Here is an 18,600-nt window from a genome sequence, read left to right as displayed (position 1 = left end):
TAAAATTAACTTAATAATCATATTTTTAGATATTTACACCGTTTTATTTAATATTTTGGTTTAATATATTTTATATTGTTTACAGATGTAACATTGTTCTATTGTAAATATTATTTACATTTGTAAATGTAGAACTCAATCTATATCTGTTACAATGGTAAACACTCAAAAATTCTCTTCGAGACTCAATAAGATCTTGGAATACTATGATATTTCAGCGGCTTCTTTCGCTGATAAAATTGAAGTTGGACGTTCCTCGATCTCTCATATCCTATCGGGCAGAAATAAGCCGAGTCTTGATTTTGTGATGAAGGTTGTAAAGAATTTTCCGGAGGTAGAATTGTATTGGTTGCTAAATGGAAAAGGGAGCTTTCCTTCTACTCCTGAATCCAAACCCGAAAACGAATCTGAAAAAAAAACAGAGAACGTAATTCCTTCCGCTTCTAATCCGAAGAAAGAAATTTCAGAGACAAAATCAGATACTCCAGTTAGCTTTCCTGCAAACAGATCAGGAAAACAAATTCAGAAAATCGTTATTTTTTATGCAGATGGAAGTTTTGAGGCCTTTGAAAATTGATTATCCCACTTAAATTGAATTATTTTGCAGCATGAAAAGAATTTTGCCTCTACTTGCCATTTTGCTGCTTACTTCATGTTTTGATGCTCAACGCAATTGTCAGGACTTTCGCACCGGTACTTTCGAGTTTGAAACTTATATAAACGGGGAATTACAGACTTCACGCTTTATTAGGAATGACAGTATTGAAATTGAGGAATTCCAGGGTAAAACAGATACTTCTTCGGTAAGATGGATCAATGACTGTGAGTATATACTTAAAAATACGAATCCGAAGAGCATGGCAGAAGAAAAGCCGATCCATATCAAAATACTTACTACCACGAAGAACAGCTATAAATTTGAATATGGCCAGGTGGGGGATCCCAAAAAAGCCCGGGGTGAAGTAAGGAAAATTTCAGTTAATTAATTATGCCTTTCTCGTAGCAGCTTATTCTGCTCCTCCATTTTATCATTCAAGCTGGAAAGCAGTTCAATATCTTTTGGAGTTACCACTTGTTTATTCTTGGGATCCTGTGCCTTATTTCTAAAACGGTTCATAAATTTAACCACCAGGAAAACCACAAATCCGATAACCACAAAATCTATGAGCGTTTCTATAAGTAGCCCATAGCCTACGGATACTTCTTCAGTGAAATTGGTTGCCCCTTCTACACCTTCGCCCTCTCTTAAAACCAGCTTGCGATCAGCGTAATTGATTCCATCGGTCATCATGGTTAAAGGAGGCATGATCACCTGTTTCACCAGTACATCTACCACTTTATTAAAGGCGGTACCAATAATGATACCCACGGCCATATCTACCATGTTGCCTTTTACGGCAAATTCTTTAAACTCTTTAAATAATCCCATTATTCGTCAAATAAGGAAGGTTGGTCGTCTGAATTAGATTTTTTATCGGGAGCTTTGAGTTTGCCCGACTTAATTTCTTCTCCGGTTATTGCTTCTTCGGAATCTGTTTCATTGTCCTCTTCTATTTCCTCCTCTTTTTCATAAGGCATGGGATCCAGAAGATTTATTTCATTCACTTTTTCTGAAGTAAGCTGATTTCCCTGTGCTTTTATACCTTTAATGGCTATAAACTCTTCAATATTTACTTTCTCATTCTCCCGGCGTTCTTTTCCTTTTAGTTTGGTATAAACGATTTCAGCCATTGGGTAATAATCGGTGGAAACCATTTCCAGGAAAGAATCTTCATGTTCTGAAATAAACTTTTCTTCTTTATCTGGATGCTCTATAAGAAAACGTTTCACATAGAAACGTTCTTTTTCAGGCTCCCAGTAAATTGCCGAAACGGGTTTATCTTTTATCCATTTTTCTAAAACGATGATCTCATTGTCAAATCTGGTGGTAAGTTCCGGTTTGATGGTTTTCGCAACTCCATCCTGAGTTATGATGAGCAACCTATCTTCTCCTCTGAATTCTCCCAGAAGTTCGCCACGTTCATCAACATTCAGCCTTTTTACGGTATCATCAAACCAGATTCTACGTGGTTTCAGGGTAGAAACGCCTTCTTCTTTGAGTTCAATTCTTTTTACAGAATATTTTGTGACTATATTTCCTTTTACATTTCGGCCTTTGATAAGAATTTCAGCAAAATCAAGATCAAATTTTACCTTTCTAATACTTCCTACCTGTCGTAATAGTACTGTAATAACTTCTGCTTCTCCATTTGGATTTGCTGAGAAATAAAGCACCTTGGAATCCTTTTTACCCTGACTAAGATCATATTCGCGATCCCGGGTTACCGAAGTAACAGCAAAACGCTTTACATAAGTATTACCGGCCTTACCGTCACGGTAAACCATATTATAAGTGGTTCTCTTATCTTTCTTCTTAAAGATGGCAACGTGAATAATATCCTTACCAATAAAAGTTTTAGAATCAACTTTTGTGATCATCATTTTACCGTCTGCAGTGAAACAGATCACATCATCAATATCTGAACATTCGGTGACATATTCATCTTTTTTCAAAGAGGTCCCCACAAAACCTTCAGCCCTGTTCACATAAAGCTTGGTATTTCTTATTACCACCTTGGTGGCTTCAATATCTTCAAAAAGCCTAAGTTCAGTTTTTCTTTCTTTTCCTGTTCCGTAATCTTTTTTAAGCTTTTTGAAATAATCTACCGCAAAATCAACAATATTATCCAGGTGGTGTTTCACTTTGGCAATCTCATCCTCTAAAGCATCAATCTTTTGTTGGGCTTTGTCTATATCAAATTTTGAAATTCTTTTAATTCGAATTTCAGTCAACCTAACAATATCTTCTTCAGTAACCGCTCTCTTAAGATGTCTGGTAAAAGGTTTTAAACCTCGGTCTATCGCCTGGATCACGCCTGGCCATGTTTCTTCCTCTTCAATATCGCGATAAATACGATTTTCAATAAAGATCCTTTCCAGGGAAGCGAAGTGCCATTGCTCTTCCAGTTCATCCAGCTTAATCTCCAGTTCCCGCTTTAGAAGATGCAAAGTATGATCTGTAGATCTACGCAAAACTTCTGAAACTCCTAAAAATATCGGCTTATGATCTATGATCACACAACCAAGTGGCGCTAGCGAATTTTCACATTGAGTGAAAGCATACAACGCATCAATAGTTTTATCTGGTGATAAATTATTTGGTAAATGAATAAGGATCTCAACCTCAGCAGCCGTATTATCTTCGATCTTTTTGATCTTGATCTTACCTTTATCATTCGCTTTCAGAATAGAATCAATAAGGCTGGAAGTATTGGTTCCGTAAGGAATTTCATTGATCACCAGCGTATTTTTATCCAGCTGATTGATCTTTGCCCTTATTCTAACTCTACCTCCACGTTTTCCATCATTATAATTGGAAACATCGGCAATCCCGCCTGTTGGAAAATCAGGGAAAAGTTTAAAACTCTTTCCTTTCAAATGCTGAATGGAAGCATCTATAAGTTCATTAAAATTATGCGGAAGAAATCTGGTACTCAGTCCTACAGCAATACCTTCAGCTCCCTGTGCAAGCAACATGGGGAATTTTACCGGAAGATTCACCGGTTCCTGTTTTCTACCGTCGTAAGAAAGTTGCCATTCGGTCAATTTCGGACTAAAAAGAACCTCTAAGGCAAATTTTGAAAGCCTGGCTTCAATATAACGCGGAGCTGCCGCACGGTCACCGGTTAAGATATTCCCCCAGTTACCCTGTGTATCTATAAGAATATCTTTTTGCCCAATTTGAACCATAGCATCCCCAATACTGGCATCACCGTGAGGGTGATACTGCATGGTATGACCTACAATATTGGCCACCTTATTATAACGACCGTCGTCAAGATCCTTCATGGAATGCATGATTCGGCGTTGTACGGGTTTAAATCCGTCTTCTATTGCAGGTACCGCCCGTTCCAGGATTACGTATGAAGCATAATCCAGGAACCAGTCTTTGTACATGCCGGTAACTTTTATAAGTTCTTCTTTACTCTCAAACTGCTCGTCCTGAGCTCCTTCTTGGTTTTCTTCCATTAGGCAGTAGCTTTAGGAATGGTTTCTAGAACTTTGTTCAAGGAATCAACCATTCCCTTTTTCTTTTTTCGGTTTAAAAATGTGGTATTGAAGGTATATTTTCTATAACCTGTTTTTCTTCTGGACTTAATATATATGGTTAAGGCCGAATAAAATCCGAAATCTACAAATTTGAACTTCCCCAATTTGCGTTTTGGAAATTCTGCTTTCTTAACCCTGTATTCCATGAATTTTGAAAAAAATACGCCATTATTTTTAAAATTCAGCGTTTCCCCGTCACTGTCAAAATCGAATGACTGGCCAATCTTATGAATATATAAACCTAAGAGCAGGGTAACAATATTGGGTACGAAATGGCTGAAACTTATCTCCTGTTCTGTATCTGAAGATGCCATGATTTCAATATTCACAAATATATTAGTGACAAATACCGCAACCAGCACAATATAAATAGATGGTATTATCTTGACCTCGTTTTTATTGGTAAATCTCATATTCCAAGCTCTTCAACAAGGTCCAGTTCAAATTTCAGATTTTCAATAATGAATTCCTGACGGTCTGGTGTATTCTTGCCCATATAAAAACTCAGCATTTCCTCGATAGATTTGTCCTTATCTAACATCACCGGGTCAAGACGAATATTTTCGCCAATAAAATGTACAAATTCATCTGGAGAGATTTCACCTAAACCTTTAAATCGAGTGATCTCGGGTTTGCCAGAAAGCTTTTCAATAGCCTGCTTACGTTCCATTTCGCTGTAGCAATAAATAGTTTCCTTTTTATTACGAACTCTAAACAATGGAGTTTGCAGAATATACAAATGATTTTCCTTAATCAATTCTGGAAAGAACTGTAGGAAAAACGTGATCAATAACAAACGAATATGCATCCCATCAACATCGGCATCGGTAGCGATCACGATGTTATGATATCTAAGGTCTTCTAATGAATCTTCAATATTAAGAGCTGCCTGCAGAAGATTGAATTCCTCATTTTCATAAACGATCTTTTTAGAAAGACCATAACTGTTCAGAGGTTTTCCCTTTAAACTGAAAACTGCCTGGGTTACCACATCACGGCTTTTAGTAATAGATCCACTCGCAGAATCACCCTCAGTAATAAACAAAGTAGTTTCTAGACAGCGTTCATGTTTACTATCTCCTAAATGCACCCGGCAATCCCTTAATTTCTTATTATGAAGACTGGCTTTTTTAGCCCTGTCCTTGGCAAGTTTTCTAATTCCGGAAAGGTCTTTTCGTTCTCTTTCCGCCTGAAGGATCTTGCGCTGAAGGCTTTCAGCAGTTTCAGTATTTTTATGTAAATAATTATCCAGATTCCTTTTTACAAAATCATTGATATAAGTTCTTACAGTAGGCAGTTTTCCACCCATATCTGTAGAACCAAGTTTTGTCTTGGTCTGGCTTTCAAAAACCGGCTCCATTACCTTGATACTAATGGCAGCTACAATAGATTTCCTTATATCACTGGCCTCGTAATTCTTTCCGTAATATTCCCGGATAGTTTTAACTACAGATTCTCTAAAAGCAGCAAGATGCGTTCCACCTTGCGAAGTATTTTGCCCGTTTACGAAGGAATGATATTCTTCACTATACTGGGATTTACTATGGGTGATGGCAACTTCAATATCCTCTCCTTTTAAGTGAAGAATTGGATACAACATATCATCTTCATGAATGCTGTCCCCTAGAAGATCTTTTAGCCCATTTTCAGAATAAAATTTTTCGCCATTAAAAACTATGGTCAATCCCGGGTTGAGATAGACATAGTTTTTAAGCATTTTCTCTATATATTCATTTCTGTACTTATAGTTCTTGAAAATCACCTCATCTGGCACAAAAGTGATCTTGGTTCCTCTTCTGCGTGAAGTTTCCTCGAGGTGTTCTTCATCCTTTAATTCTCCCTGCTCAAATTCTGCTGCATGACTTTTTGAATCCCTGGAAGATTCCACACGAAAATAGGAAGAAAGCGCATTTACTGCTTTTGTACCAACTCCATTAAGACCTACAGATTTTTTAAAGGCACGGGTGTCATATTTACCCCCGGTATTCATTTTGGAAACAACATCAACAACCTTACCTAGCGGAATTCCCCTCCCAAAGTCACGAACGATGACCCGCTGATTCTGCACAGAGATTTCAATAGTTTTCCCTGCGCCCATGACGAACTCATCAATACTGTTATCTATAACTTCTTTTAAAAGAATATATATCCCGTCATCCTGACTGGATCCATCTCCCAGTTTCCCGATGTACATCCCGGGACGCATGCGAATATGTTCCTTCCAGTCTAATGACCGAATATTATCTTCGGTATATTTAGTATTCTCGCTCATAGGTAGTAATGGAGTTATGGCCTAAATATAAGGCAATAGCTAAAAAACTGAAATAGTAAACCACTAAAGTAATTAACAAAGAATTTGGAAGAAATGTTAATTAAGCAGCCTGTAAATGAAAATATGAATTAGACCTCCCTCTTAATCTATATTTAAGAAGTTCTAGCAGAGCCTATTCTAAAATTATAAACGAATAAAATAGAAGAGTTACTGAATCGTTAAAAAAAGAGTTCCAGGGATTCTCACTTCATATTTCTAAATACTAATTTCATTATACATTAAAACGGAAATGCATCACATCTCCATCCTTAACGATATAATCTTTTCCTTCAACTCTCATTTTCCCGGCCTCTTTTACCTTAGCCTCGCTGCCGTAACTTACATAATCATCGTATCCAATTACCTCAGCCCGAATAAAACCTTTCTCGAAATCGGTATGGATCACTCCGGCAGCCTGAGGTGCAGAAGAACCAACCGGGATTGTCCATGCTCTAACTTCTTTAACTCCGGCGGTAAAATATGTTTGAAGGTCCAGAAGTTCATAAGCTCCGCGAATAAGTTTTGCAGAACCCGGTTCCTCTAAACCAATATCCTGAAGAAACATTTGTCTTTCTTCAAAATCATCTAATTCAGTAATATCTGCTTCGGTTCCAACAGCAAGCACTAAAACCTCCGCATTTTCATCTTTTACAGCTTCTCTAACTTTTTCAACATGGGCGTTTCCATTTACGGCAGCACCTTCGTCCACATTACAAAGGTACATTACCGGTTTGTCTGTAATAAACTGTAAGGGAGCGATGAATTCTTTTCTTTCGTCTTCAGTAAGTTCAATAGCACGAACAGACTTTCCTTCTTCAAGACCTTTTTTAACCTTTAACAAAGCCGCCTCTTCTTTCTGGGCTTCCTTATTCCCTGTCTTGGCAGCTCTCTTTACTTTTTCGAGTTTCTTTTCCGCAGTCTCAAGATCTTTAAGCTGTAGTTCCATATCAATGGTTTCCTTATCTCTTATTGGATCTATAGAACCATCCACATGAACAATATTGTCATCTTCAAAGCATCTCAATACATGAAGGATAGCGTCTGTCTCCCTGATATTCCCCAGGAATTGATTCCCTAAACCTTCACCTTTACTCGCTCCTTTCACCAATCCGGCAATATCAACAATCTCTACCGTGGCAGGCATCACTCTTTCAGGATTTACCAGTTCTTCTAACTTCAAAAGTCTTTGATCTGGAACATTCACTACTCCAACGTTAGGTTCAATAGTACAAAATGGAAAGTTTGCACTTTGAGCCTTGGCGTTACTCAAACAGTTAAAAAGTGTTGATTTACCAACGTTAGGTAGTCCTACAATTCCAGCTTTCATATATAGTAATTTAGATGCTTTGTTTTTGCGGCTGCAAAGATAAGTATTAGAAATGAGAATCTAATAGTATGATGACTCAGCTTTAATTTTTGATAAAATATTTTGAAAATGCGCCAAGCTGTTTACTTGTTTAGTATTTTTTTAACTTCAGGAGCCTACATATTTTATAAATTTAAAGAGAGACTAAGACCTGACACATAATCATTTAAAATCCTTCTATGTCGAAAACTTCCCATTCTAAAGAAACCCTCTGGTATAAAGACGCTATTATTTATGAACTTCACATCAAGGCTTTTTTTGACAGTAACGGTGATGGAATTGGCGATTTTGAAGGCTTAATGCAAAAGCTGGATTATCTGGAAGACCTTGGAGTTACCGCTATCTGGCTACTGCCATTTTATCCTTCCCCTTTGCGTGATGATGGGTATGATATTGCAGACTACTACTCTATTAATGAGTCTTATGGAAATGTTGAAGATTTTAAAAATTTCATTGAAGAAGCTCATAGTCGAGGATTAAAGGTTATTACAGAACTTGTTATAAATCATACCTCCGATCAGCATCCCTGGTTTCAAAGAGCCAGAAAGGCACCTGAAGGCTCTCCTCAACGAGATTACTACGTATGGAGCGACGATCCCCATAAATATAGTGACGCACGAATAATATTTACAGATACTGAACCTTCCAACTGGAGCTGGGACGCAGAAGCTCAATCTTATTACTGGCATAGATTTTTTTCTCACCAGCCAGACCTGAATTTTGATAATCCCCAGGTTCAGAAAGAAGTTTTTGATATTATGGATTATTGGTGCGAAATGGGAGTTGATGGCTTTAGACTGGATGCCGTTCCTTATTTATTTGAAAGAGAAGACACCAACTGCGAAAATTTACCGCCGACTCATGAATTTCTAAAAAAGCTCAGAGCGCATGTAGATAAGAACTATAATAATAAGGTGTTACTTGCCGAAGCCAATATGTGGCCGGAAGATTCAGCTGCGTACTTTGGTGATGGCGATGAATGTCATATGAATTACCATTTTCCCATTATGCCGCGTATGTTCATGTCGGTGAAAATGGAAGACCGCTACCCTATTATCGACATTATAGATCAAACTCCCGATATTCCTGAAAACTGCCAGTGGGGAATATTTTTGCGAAATCATGACGAGCTAACCCTGGAAATGGTCACCGATGAGGAACGCGATTATATGTATAAGGTGTATACCAAAGATCCGCAGGCAAAGATAAATGTCGGGATTAGACACAGGCTGGCACCACTGCTGGATAATAATCGCAACAAAATAGAACTAATGAATGTTCTATTGTTCTCTCTCCCCGGCACCCCAATAATTTATTACGGCGACGAAATTGGAATGGGAGACAATTTCTATCTGGGAGATCGGGATGGGGTAAGAACACCTATGCAATGGACTGCAGACCGGAATGCAGGATTTTCTATGGCTAATCCACAGAAATTATACCTGCCTTTGATCATAGATCCGGAATATAAATATGAATCTATCAACGTAGAAACACAACAAATGATCTCCTCTTCCCTTTTATGGTGGATGAAAAGGATCATTGGAATGCGTAAAAAATACAAAGCTTTTGGAAGAGGGAATATTGAATTCCTTTCTCCCGCAAATTCAAGGATCATTGCTTATACCCGGACTTATGAAGATGAAACTATCCTGGTTCTTGCAAATTTATCCAGGTTTTCCCAGCCTGCAGAACTCGATCTGCAAGAGTTTAAGGGAAATACTCCTGTAGAGGTCTTTAGTCATAACAAATTCCCCAGGATTACTGAAAGACCTTACTTGTTCACCCTTTCTCCCTATGGGTATTACTGGTTTGTATTAGAAAAGGAAAGAGAACGGGTGGAAGGAGAATCCACGATCCCTGTATTGAAAATTGACAATTGGAATAACCTTCTTAAAAACAGGACCCTTCAGAAACTTTCTGAAAAAATTCTTCCGCCATACCTTGAAAACAGAAGATGGTTTGAAAGTGCAGGAAGAACTATTCAGGAAATTAATGTCAAGGAATCTCTTGAGGTAAAAATTAAAAAATTGCCAACGAGAATAGTCATTCTTGAGATTATTTTTAATGAGGGATTACCGGAATTATATCAGTTACCGGTATCATTTGCTCATGTAGACAATGAAAATATATTGAATGAAATTCCCAAGCGCGGAATTATTGCAAAACTAAAAATAGCCAAGGATGAAGGTTATTTATTTGACTCAGTATATTCAGAAGATTTCAGGGATCATTTAATGGAAAGTTTTCGGGATTCAAGAAAATCGAAAACAGGCTCTGGACAACTTGAATTCTCCTTAGAAAAATCTTATTCAGAAGATATAAAAGAATCAAGATCAGAGCTCGTGAATACCGAACATAGACAAAGCATTATTACTTATAATAATGAGTTTATATTAAAACTATACAGGAAGCTGGATCAAACCTTTAATCCAGATGTAGAAACTATAAAATTCCTCTCTACTACAACCAATTTTGATAAGATATCTAATTATGCAGGTACGATCAAATTCAGTCAAAAAGGCGGAAAAGCATTTTATTTTGGGATGCTGCAAAAAATAGTGGAAAATCAGGGTGAGGTCTGGACCCACGTAAAAGATTCCTTAGACCGGTACTTTGAAAGGGTTCTTACCGCTTCAAAACAAATTGAAATAGAGGAAATAGATAACAATATCACCGAACCCTTAGGTTACGAGGATTTTCCTCCAGCTATTCAGGAAATGACCGGGATAATTCTTCCGGAAAGGATCTATCAGCTTGGAGAGTTTACGGCCGAATTGCACGATGCTTTATCGCAAGATTCTTCAGACAAAGATTTTGATAAAGAAGAATCTTCTCTGCATTATCAAAGATCTCTTTTCTCCGGCTTACAAACGCTAACCAGAACTAGCCTGGAAAATCTAAAATCGGTAATTGATGATCTGCCGGAAGAAACCAGCATTGAAGCAGCTGAAGTTATTGGTTTAAAAAATGAAATCCTTAGATGTTTCCGTGACATCTATGATCATAAAATACCTGTTATGAAAATCAGGACTCACGGAGATTACCACCTGCGTCAGATCTTATGGACCGGGCGTGAATATATTATGAACAGCTTTGAAGGTGATCCATCAAAATCTTTCAGCGAAAGAAGGATCAGGAGATCTGCCATGCGCGATCTCGCAGCTATGATCCGCTCCTTACATTATGCGGCCTATAGCAATATTTTATCTCCGGAATATGACCAACAAAGAAAAGAAGGGAATCTTGAAGAATGGGCCGAAACCTGGCACTATTATATAAGTAGGTTATATATAAAAGGCTATTTTGATAAGGCGGGAAATAAAGATTATATTCCAAAAGATCAGGACGATTTTAAAATTCTCATGCATACTTTTTTACTGGAAAAAGCCCTGCATGAATTAAATTATGAAATCGAAAACCGTCCTGAATGGATCATTATTCCTTTACGTGGAATTAAATCTGTATTGCAACATTACAACAGGGAAGATTAATCTACTCCACTATATACATCTCATTAGATGCCTTTATATATTCCTGTGGGTTAAAAGTTGATTCAAAACTGTTCCTTACAAGATCCAGCTTAAGTTTGAGCGTCTTCATCTCATCACTTAAATATGGATCGTTTTGATATTTCTGAATTAGCTTCTCATATTTATCCAGATTTTCAAGGATCCTGAAAGTCAGCATTCCGAATCTGATCTTTAGATTTTGTACCGATAGCATCTGATCGTGATATTCCTGTTTCCAGTTTTCGGGATTTTTTTTACGTTCTTCTGCGATCTTATTCTCGGCTATTTTAGAAATATCCAGAATATACTGCGTCCGCTTCTTGGCATCAGTTTCATTAGTGAAATTCTCGGTGAAATCTTTCTTTTTGATATCCAGGATTTCTACCAGGTTATCTGCCATGGCTTTGTTCTGAAGTTCTTTCAACTCATTCAAACTTTTATTGATCGCTTCCCATTCGGTTTCAATAAGATCTTTATCATGGGTAAACTGGGCGATAGAAGTAGTAAGTTTCAGCATTTTCATACTCTGTTCTCTCAATTCCCTATCCCTTCTATTTAAAGAACCTATAAACTGACTTATTCCATCAATTAGACTACCAGCAAACATTCCGGTAAACGGAGTCCCTTTTGCCAGGTCACCGGTCACCTGAAGCATGTGATTTAGAGCTTCCAGGCGCGCATTGTCCTCTTTTTCTTCAGCGATATAGTTCTTGAATTTCCCAAACCATTCCTGGTAACCTTGATAATTCATCGGGTTTCCAATGGCGTCTACCGTAGTATAAAATTCACGGGAGGTATTAAAAAGATTCAATGGCTTAATCTCTCTTTCCATTGAAGCAAGATTTAACACCGCAGAACTATAATTATATTTATAGACACTAATGGTATTTTTATCAATTTCCTCCTGTCTTTCTTCAAGATATTTTACTCTTTCCAGTAATTTTTCCACCTTTTCTGATGCGGAATTGGTGTTCTTGATACTTTCATCCAGATTGGTGATCTTGGAGTCGATCTCTTTTATTCGAAATTCTAAATTCTGACTCAGCAATGAGCGTTCCCGGTTTAGTTCCTTGAGAACCTGTTCGGTAACCGAAGCACTCTGGTTGTCACTATATATTTGTGCATTTACACAATTAAGGCTAAATATTACAGCCGAAAAAACGAAGATCATCTTCTTCATATGGTATTGGTTTTAGTCAATATAATTAACGCTGGATCATTTTACATATTTCATGCCATACAATAACAGCTAGTTAATTAGTGCTCAGAGGTCTAATAAGTGTAGAATTATTATGTAGAACTCTCAATTTTCCCCATTCTGAAAAGAATTGGAAATACAACTTTGTTTTTATTTCCAAAAGTCTCTCGCAGGGAATCCTCAATCAAAGCGACGGGGTCTTCGTTATGTTTATTTTTATAATGCTTTACAGCAGACCAGGTTCTTAGGTAGCCAAGTAAATGCTCAATATTCCAATCATAAATCTGGTGAAATTCAGGTGTCTTGATTTCAGTGAATGGAAAAGGTATATTTTGATATTTTTCATCTAAATATTTACGTTCAGCATCCCAATAAGGACCTATAGTTTTCTCATAAAATTCAGCGATTACTCTATTGGTTTCAGGATTGCTTGTAAATAATCCATAACCCATGAGTACCAAAAGACCATTTGGTTTAAGACATCTTTTTACTTCAGTATAGAATCTATCAAAATCGAACCAATGTACTGCCTGAGCACAGATAATGAGATCAAATTGATCTTTTTTGAAGTTAGTTTTCTCAGCGGGTTGAATGGAATAAGAAATGGCTGGAGTTTGAATTGCATTTTTAAGTTGATTCTCGCTAATATCTGTAGCCTCCACCCTATCAAAGAATTTAGCTAATTCACCCGCGACCTGACCGTTTCCGGTCCCGCAGTCCCAGGCATACTCAAATGATCCCAGTTTGGATTTTATAAATTCATAGACCTCAGAGGGATAACCTGGCCTGAATTTTTTATAGTTAGCTGATTTGGAGGAAAAATTATCTTTCAATTTTTAAATTTTATAAATGAGGGCGTGGAAATATGCAATTTTAAAAAAATAAGTGAATTATTTATAAATATTTCAAGCGTTCACTTCAAATACTAATTGATTCACATCATATTACGCTGAAAATTCATTATATTACATAAGTTTATTCAGAACTTAATTCAAACAATTATGAAAAGATTTGATGCAATTTTAAAAGTTAAGAAGCAAAGCATATTTTTTATGCTGAGTATGTTATTTATATCACTACATAGTTTTGCTTTTCAGCCAGCAGATATCGAATATGTAGAATATCGCGGTGAAGTGGTTAATGCCAGCAATGGAAGGTCTATAGCTTCGGCTTACCTGGCCCTTAATAATAGTAATATCTCCACAATTACAAATTCTGATGGAGAATTTTCCTTAAAAGTACCGGAAGATCTTACAGAAGCCACAGTAACCACTTCTGTTCTTGGTTTTCAAAGCAAGACGCTGCCTTTAGACTATTTCAAACCTGAAGGAACCAGAATTGAACTGGAAGAGACTGTAGAAGAACTTACAGAAGTAAGTCTTTACAAGGCTACTAGTGCAAGTTTACTGGTGAAGGAAATGCTGGACAAGAAGGATGAAAATTACCTTTCAGATGAAAGTTTGATGACTTCATTCTACAGAGAAACCATTAAAAAAGGATGGAGCAACATCAGCCTTTCCGAAGCGGTGGTGAAAATTTCCAAAGGTCCCTATAACTCATCCCAGAAAGATCTCGTATCTCTTTACAAAGCCAGAAAGAGTACAGACTATGATAAATTAGACACAATCGCATTGAAGTTACGTGGAGGTCCTTTTAATACCCTTTACCTGGATATGATGAAGTATACTGAGTATGTGCTGAGACCTGAAATGATGGATAGTTATGATTTTCAGTTTGATGATCCTACCAAAATTAATGATCGTTATACCTATGTGGTCAACTTTCAGGAACTGGATAAATCAAATCCCTGGTATTATGGAAAGTTATTCATTGATGCAGAAACTTCAACCCTGGTGAAGGCTGATTACAGCTTAAATGTGGATAACAGGGATGCAGCTGCAGCAATGTTCGTCAAGAAAAAACCTAATGGATCCAAGGTATATCCTACCGAGTTAAATTATCAGGTTGATTATGCCCAAAATGATGGAAAATGGCATTATGCTTACGGAAAAGCTCAACTTGAATATGTAGTAAATTGGAAAAGAAAGATCTTCAATTCTAAATACAAGATCAATAGTGAAATGGTGGTAACAGATTGGCAGGCATATGCCGGGGAAGACTGGAAGAAAACCGTTGATCTAATTAGGCCAAATATCGTAATGGTAGATGATGTTTCAGGATTTTACGATTCTGAATTCTGGGGAAGTAATAATATTATTGAACCTGAAAAATCAATCCAAAATGCTATTGATAAGATAAAACGTAAAATGGATAAATAGAAAGTATTAAAATTAAGAATTAAAAAATCCCGCTCGTTAGAACGGGATTTTTTATTTTAGAAATAAACTTTCCTATTCATCCTGGTGCATAAAGCGTTGTTTAGCCAGCAGTTCTTCTTCACTTTCTACATGCTCATCATCAGGAACACAACAATCTACAGGACACACAGCAGCACACTGTGGCTCCTCATGAAAGCCCTTACATTCTGTACACTTATCTGGTACGATATAATATATCTCATCACTAATTGGTTCCTGTGCTTCATTTGCATCGGCTTCTTTACCGCCAGGAAGTACTACGTTACCTTCAAGATCGGTTCCGTCGGCATACCTCCAGTCATCAGCACCTTCATAAATTGCAGTATTAGGACATTCCGGCTCGCAGGCCCCGCAGTTTATACATTCATCGGTTATAACAATTGCCATAGCTCTTCTTTTATTTGTAAATTTAAAAACTGAAAGAAAAAAGTCCGGTAGCTTTTTAGAAATTTTATGGTTTTAAGCTAGGGAAACTTTAATTTCGCTGCACAAATTTAACATAGGACAGCCTCTTAACCAAATAAGAAGATGACAATTGATGACCATAAATCACATCTAATTACATTAGGGAAATTTCTGAAGCAATTTCAAACCTCTAATTCTGTAATGAACAGTGATATTCCAGGGAATAATAAATTCTTTGAGGAAATGAACCAGAAAATAGATTCGGCAATTCATCACAATGGCTGGTTTACCCGTGAAAATATCATTTTTGCACTTCAACAATGGAGTGAAGCTTTAACTCCCCGGAATCTAAAATTATGGCTGGGAGAATACGACCTTTCCGAAAGTGGTGATAAAACGGTGGGAATTGTAATGGCTGGAAATATCCCATTGGTAGGATTTCATGATTTCCTTTCGGTATTGGTATCTGGCCATAAAGTTTTGGTTAAATTATCTACTAATGACAGGCAATTGCTTCCGGTTATAGCATCTTACCTCATGCATCTTGATAGCAGGTATGAAAACCGAATTAGATTTACAGATAACAGAATGAAAGATTTTGATGCTGTAATTGCTACGGGAAGTAATAACACGGCCAGGTACTTTGAATATTATTTTAAGGATAAGCCAAGCATTATAAGAAAGAACAGGAATTCAGTAGCCATTATCACCGGAAATGAAACAAAAGAAGAACTGGAAAAACTAAGCGAGGATATCTTTAGATATTATGGCCTTGGTTGCAGAAACGTTTCTAAACTCTATGTTCCTGAAAATTATGATTTTGATTCATTTTTCAAAGCCATGTATAAATGGAATCCTATAATTAATCAGGATAAATATGCCAATAATTATGATTATAATAAGGCGGTTTATTTGATGAGTGAATTTAAATTACTGGATAATGGATTTTTGATGTTGAAAGAAGATGAAAGTTTCGGATCTCCTATAGCCACACTTTTCTACGAAAAGTATCAGGACGAAAAAGAATTGAAAGATCGTCTGAAAGAAAACGAAGAGAAAATTCAGTGTATAGTTAAAAAGGAGAGTAATACAAACGAAGTTACCTTTGGCCAGACCCAAAAACCCCAGCTCTGGGATTATGCCGACAATATTGATACTATAGACTTCCTTTCTAAACTCTAATCTTATAATTTCCCTAACAGCTATTCCGTACAATTTTTGGCATCTTTGCGATAACCAACATAACAATTTATGAAAAAGCACAACTTTAGCGCAGGACCCTGTATTTTACCACAAGAGGTATTTAAAGAGGCTTCCCAGGCTATTTTAGATTTTAATAATTCAGGTTTATCTATTTTAGAAATATCTCACCGAAGTGCTGATTTTGTTTCAGTAATGGAAGAAGCACAATCACTGGCTCTGGAGCTGTTAGGCTTACAAGATAAAGGCTATAAAGCCCTCTTTCTTCAGGGCGGAGCAAGTATGCAGTTTTTAATGGTGGCTTATAATCTACTCGAGAAAAAAGCAGCATATCTAAATACAGGAACCTGGTCTTCCAAAGCGATCAAGGAAGCTAAACTATTTGGAGGTGTTGTTGAAGTTGCTTCTTCCAAGGATAAGAATTTCAACTATATCCCGAAGTCATACTCTATTCCAGAAGACATTGATTACTTCCACTGTACCAGTAACAATACAATTTTCGGAACTCAAATGAAAGAATTTCCTGCTACTTCAAAACCTTTGGTTTGCGATATGAGCAGTGATATTTTTTCAAGGGAAATGGATTTCTCAAAATTTGACATTATATATGCGGGGGCTCAAAAGAATATGGGCCCGGCAGGCACGACTCTAGTGATCGTTAAGGAAGATGTTCTAGGAAAAGTTTCAAGAGAGATTCCGTCAATGATGGATTATTCAACTCATATTAGCAAAGACAGTATGTTCAATACCCCGGCTGTATATGCTGTTTATGTGTCCATGTTAACCTTAAGATGGATCAAATCTAAGGGCGGCATTAAGGCGATGGAAGAACTCAATAATAAAAAAGCTGAGCTCCTTTATTCTGAAGTAGACCGAAATCCTTTATTTAAGGGATTCGCTGCTAAAGAAGATCGCTCACCCATGAATGCAACTTTTAACCTAGTAGACGAATCTCATAAGGATGTTTTTGATAAAATGTGGAAAGATGCCGGTGTGAATGGATTAAATGGGCATAGAAGTGTGGGTGGTTACAGAGCCTCCATGTATAATGCATTACCCTTAGAAAGTGTACAGGTGGTAGTCGACTGCATGAAAGAACTGGAAAGAAAAAAATAAAACTAATTATAGATCATTTTTAAAATGAAAGTATTAGCTAATGATGGTATTTCGCAAAGTGGAATCGACACTCTTAAGAATGCCGGTTTTGAAGTCATTGTAAAAAAAGTAGCTCAGGAACAGCTCAAGGATTATTTGAATGAAAATGCTATTAGCGTACTTCTCGTTAGAAGTGCAACCAAGGTAAGAAAAGATATTATTGATAATTGTATCCATTTAAAAGTGATAGGTCGTGGTGGCGTTGGGATGGATAATATTGATGTGGAATACGCCCGAAGTAAAGGTATTGCTGTTATTAATACTCCCGCTGCATCTTCAAGTTCTGTTGCAGAACTGGTGTTTGCTCACCTATTTGGTGGAGTCCGCAAATTGCATGATTCAAACCGAAACATGCCTTTAGAAGGAGATTCAAAATTTAAAGAACTTAAAGAAGCATATGCCGGCGGAGTTGAACTTAGAGGAAAAACCCTTGGTATTATTGGTTTCGGAAGGATTGGTCGGGAAGTAGCCAAAATAGCCCTGGGAGTAGGAATGAGAGTGATCGCCAGTGATCAAAATGTTGGTGAAGCTGAAATAACTCTGGAGTTCTATAATGATCAAAGTATAAAGATTCCAATTAAGACGGAACCTGTAGATATGCTTATTAAAGATTCAGATTTTATCACCTTACATGTTCCTGCACAGGGCAAACCAATTATAGGTGCCAATGAATTTGAAAAAATGAAAGATGGTGTTGGAATTATTAATGCTGCTCGTGGTGGAGTCATAGATGAAGAAGCTCTATTGGCCGCGATAGAAAGTGGTAAAGTTTCATTTGCCGCTTTGGACACTTATGAAAATGAGCCTAATCCTGCGATCAAACTACTTATGAATGAGAGTATTTCATTAAGCCCGCATATTGGTGCTGCGACTAATGAAGCACAGGAACGGATTGGAGTTGAACTGGCTGAACAGATCATTTCCATCCTTAAAAAAGAAAAAGCATAATTTTTTTTATGTACTAACTTAAGCCGGTGAAACAAATT

Annotated in this window: 15 protein-coding genes; 7 read left to right on the top strand and 8 right to left on the bottom strand. The window is 37.0% G+C overall.

Going from position 1 to position 18,600, the window contains the following annotated elements; genetic code table 11:
- Positions 1-154 precede the first annotated feature (154 nt).
- Together LGQ90_RS02135 and LGQ90_RS02130 are read left to right on the top strand one after the other, a co-directional pair.
- Entirely contained in the window at positions 155-577 is a 423-nt protein-coding gene (locus tag LGQ90_RS02135) for a helix-turn-helix domain-containing protein (protein ID WP_229337649.1), read from the top strand.
- A gap of 31 nt (positions 578-608) precedes the next feature.
- A complete protein-coding gene (locus LGQ90_RS02130) occupies positions 609-986 on the top strand; it encodes a DNA topoisomerase IV (protein ID WP_229337647.1) in 378 nt (125 codons plus the stop codon).
- Here LGQ90_RS02130 and mscL read toward each other — a convergent pair.
- The 5 genes from mscL to ychF all read right to left on the bottom strand — a co-directional run bounded on the left by mscL (position 983) and on the right by ychF (position 7,787).
- Positions 983-1,429: a large conductance mechanosensitive channel protein MscL gene (mscL, locus tag LGQ90_RS02125; protein WP_229337646.1), complete on the bottom strand. Its 447-nt coding sequence runs from the start codon at positions 1,427-1,429 to the stop codon at positions 983-985. The two genes, LGQ90_RS02130 and mscL, sit on opposite strands and share 4 nt — an antisense overlap.
- Complete coding sequence (locus LGQ90_RS02120) at positions 1,429-4,068, bottom strand: DNA gyrase/topoisomerase IV subunit A (RefSeq protein ID WP_229337644.1); 2,640 nt, start codon at positions 4,066-4,068, stop codon at positions 1,429-1,431. The genes mscL and LGQ90_RS02120 overlap by 1 nt, the downstream gene beginning before the upstream one ends.
- Positions 4,068-4,562 (bottom strand): hypothetical protein, encoded by a 495-nt coding sequence (locus LGQ90_RS02115; protein ID WP_229337642.1) that lies wholly within the window; start codon positions 4,560-4,562, stop codon positions 4,068-4,070. Before LGQ90_RS02115 ends, LGQ90_RS02120 begins: the two co-directional genes overlap by 1 nt.
- Positions 4,559-6,421: a DNA topoisomerase IV subunit B gene (locus tag LGQ90_RS02110; protein WP_229337640.1), complete on the bottom strand. Its 1,863-nt coding sequence runs from the start codon at positions 6,419-6,421 to the stop codon at positions 4,559-4,561. Before LGQ90_RS02110 ends, LGQ90_RS02115 begins: the two co-directional genes overlap by 4 nt.
- 271 nt (positions 6,422-6,692) lie before the next feature.
- Positions 6,693-7,787: a redox-regulated ATPase YchF gene (ychF, locus tag LGQ90_RS02105; protein ID WP_229337637.1), complete on the bottom strand. Its 1,095-nt coding sequence runs from the start codon at positions 7,785-7,787 to the stop codon at positions 6,693-6,695.
- 218 nt (positions 7,788-8,005) lie between these two features.
- On the opposite strand from ychF, the gene treS reads away from it, so the two are divergent.
- Positions 8,006-11,320: a maltose alpha-D-glucosyltransferase gene (gene treS / locus LGQ90_RS02100; RefSeq protein ID WP_229337635.1), complete on the top strand. Its 3,315-nt coding sequence runs from the start codon at positions 8,006-8,008 to the stop codon at positions 11,318-11,320.
- Position 11,321: 1 nt separating this feature from the next.
- Here treS and LGQ90_RS02095 read toward each other — a convergent pair whose 3' ends face one another.
- Both LGQ90_RS02095 and LGQ90_RS02090 read right to left on the bottom strand, forming a co-directional pair.
- Entirely contained in the window at positions 11,322-12,518 is a 1,197-nt protein-coding gene (locus tag LGQ90_RS02095) for a hypothetical protein (protein WP_229337633.1), read from the bottom strand.
- Between the two features lie 110 nt (positions 12,519-12,628).
- A complete protein-coding gene (locus LGQ90_RS02090) occupies positions 12,629-13,369 on the bottom strand; it encodes a class I SAM-dependent methyltransferase (protein ID WP_229337631.1) in 741 nt (246 codons plus the stop codon).
- A 168-nt stretch (positions 13,370-13,537) separates the two neighbouring features.
- Here LGQ90_RS02090 and LGQ90_RS02085 point away from each other — a divergent pair, with 168 nt between their 5' ends.
- Complete coding sequence (locus tag LGQ90_RS02085) at positions 13,538-14,815, top strand: carboxypeptidase-like regulatory domain-containing protein (protein ID WP_229337629.1); 1,278 nt, start codon at positions 13,538-13,540, stop codon at positions 14,813-14,815.
- A 72-nt stretch (positions 14,816-14,887) separates the two neighbouring features.
- Here the strand turns inward: LGQ90_RS02085 and LGQ90_RS02080 are convergent, their stop codons facing one another.
- Positions 14,888-15,241, bottom strand: a complete 354-nt coding sequence (locus LGQ90_RS02080) for a 4Fe-4S dicluster domain-containing protein (RefSeq protein WP_229337627.1) — start codon at positions 15,239-15,241, stop codon at positions 14,888-14,890.
- A 141-nt stretch (positions 15,242-15,382) separates the two neighbouring features.
- Between LGQ90_RS02080 and LGQ90_RS02075 the strand changes: the two genes are divergently transcribed.
- From LGQ90_RS02075 to LGQ90_RS02065, 3 genes are all read left to right on the top strand, one after another.
- Entirely contained in the window at positions 15,383-16,441 is a 1,059-nt protein-coding gene (locus LGQ90_RS02075) for an acyl-CoA reductase (protein ID WP_229337625.1), read from the top strand.
- Positions 16,442-16,510: 69 nt separating this feature from the next.
- Positions 16,511-17,575, top strand: a complete 1,065-nt coding sequence (serC, locus tag LGQ90_RS02070; RefSeq protein ID WP_229337623.1) for a 3-phosphoserine/phosphohydroxythreonine transaminase — start codon at positions 16,511-16,513, stop codon at positions 17,573-17,575.
- A 24-nt stretch (positions 17,576-17,599) separates the two neighbouring features.
- Positions 17,600-18,562, top strand: coding sequence for a D-2-hydroxyacid dehydrogenase (locus LGQ90_RS02065; protein ID WP_229337621.1), 963 nt, complete (start codon positions 17,600-17,602; stop codon positions 18,560-18,562).
- Positions 18,563-18,600: the final 38 nt, after the last annotated feature.

The sequence above is a fragment of the Christiangramia sediminis genome (assembly GCF_020552705.1).
Taxonomy (GTDB): Bacteria; Bacteroidota; Bacteroidia; order Flavobacteriales; family Flavobacteriaceae; genus Christiangramia; species Christiangramia sediminis.
Note: the sequence above shows the minus strand (reverse complement) of the source record. Positions and strands in the feature narration are given on the sequence as shown.